This window comes from Kitasatospora sp. NPDC007106 (assembly GCF_040634455.1).
GTDB classification, from domain to species: Bacteria; Actinomycetota; Actinomycetes; order Streptomycetales; family Streptomycetaceae; genus Kitasatospora; species Kitasatospora arboriphila.
Window position 1 is genome coordinate 1 of record NZ_JBEYFP010001160.1, and the last position, 1,563, is coordinate 1,563.

Genomic DNA, 1,563 nt, shown 5'->3' on the forward strand with positions numbered 1-1,563 from the left:
CGGCCGGGCACTCGGCGAGTCCGGCGGTGGAGCGCACCAGGGCGGCGGCGTCGAGCGCCCCCGCCGAGAGCAGCGCCTCGTAGTGGGCGATCACCCGGACGGCCGCGGCGGCATCCGCGTCCAAGGCCGACAAGCGCAGCAGCAAGCCCTTCACAGCCCGCAGTCTAGAAAGGACAGGGACATGCCCGACAGTCGTCTGCACGCCCGATCCGCCCCGCCCCTGCGGCGGTTGCGCTCACTGCCCGCCCTGCTGCTGGGGGCGGTGCTCCCGCTGCTGGCCGCCCTGCTACTGGTGGCCCCGACCGCCGGGGCGGCCGGCCTGACCGAGGTGACCGGTTTCGGCAGCAACCCCAGCGGCCTGCGGATGTACCTGTACGTGCCGGCGAACGTGGCGCCGCGGCCCGCCGTGCTGGTCGCCGTCCACTACTGCACGGGCTCCGGTCCGGCCTTCTACTCGGGCACGGAGTTCGCCTCGCTGGCCGACCGGTACGGCTTCGTCGTGGTCTACCCGTCGGCGACCCGCAGCGGTGGCTGCTTCGACGTGTCCTCGCCGCAGGCGCTGAGGCGGGACGGCGGCAGCGACCCGGTGGGGATCCGGTCGATGGTCGGCTGGGTGCAGCAGCACTACGCGGTGGACAGCGGCCGGATCTTCGTCACCGGCGCCTCCTCCGGCGCGATGATGACCAACGTGCTGCTGGGCGACTACCCGGACGTGTTCAGCGCCGGCGCCGCGTTCATGGGCGTGCCGTTCGGCTGCTTCGCCACCACCGACGGCTCCTCGTGGAACAGCGCGTGCGCCAACGGCACGGTCAGCCGGACGGGGCCGCAGTGGGGCGACCTTGTCCGCGCCGCCGACCCCGGCTACACCGGCCCGCGGCCGCGGATGCAGTTGTGGCACGGCACCGAGGACACCACCCTGCGCTACCCGAACTTCGGCGAGGAGATCAAGCAGTGGACGGACGTGCTGGGCGTGAGCCCGGCCCCCGTCCTCACCGACCACCCGCAGAGCAGTTGGACGCGCACCCGCTACGGCAGCGCCGGCACCCGGCCGCCGGTCGAGGCGGTCAGCGTGCAGGGCGCCGGCCACACCCTGCCGACGGCGGGCATGGCGGCGCAGGCGATCTCCTTCTTCGGCCTGGACGCCTCCGGCCCGAGCACACCGCCGACCACACCGCCCAGCACTCCCCCGACCACGCCGCCGACGACCCCGCCGACGACCCCGTCCACGGGTGCGGCCTGCCGGGTCGGGTTCACCGCCGACGCCTGGAACACCGGCCTGACCGCGTCCGTCACCGTCACCAACACCGGTGGGAGTGCGGTGAACGGCTGGTCGCTGGCCTTCACCCTGCCCACCGGACAGACCATCACCTCCGGCTGGAACGCCACGTACAGCCCGGCCTCGGGGGCGGTCACCGCCCGGAACGCCCCGTACGACGCGGCGATCGCACCCGGCGCCTCGGTGTCGATCGGCTACCAGGCCGCCCACACCGGCAACGCCGCCGCCCCGACCGCCTTCGCCCTCAACGGCACCCCCTGCACCCTCGGCTGACGTCGTAGGTGGCG

1 protein-coding gene is annotated in these 1,563 nt (G+C 74.1%); it reads left to right on the top strand.

Going from position 1 to position 1,563, the window contains the following annotated elements; translation table 11 throughout:
- Positions 1–181 precede the first annotated feature (181 nt).
- Complete coding sequence (locus ABZ641_RS36735; protein ID WP_359988891.1) at positions 182–1,549, top strand: PHB depolymerase family esterase; 1,368 nt, start codon at positions 182–184, stop codon at positions 1,547–1,549.
- Positions 1,550–1,563 lie beyond the last annotated feature (14 nt).

What these genes read in the sequence shown, in the direction of transcription:
- ABZ641_RS36735 (WP_359988891.1), top strand. Translation starts at nt 182, where the DNA reads ATGCCCGACAGTCGTCTGCACGCCCGATCCGCCCCGCCCCTGCGGCGG.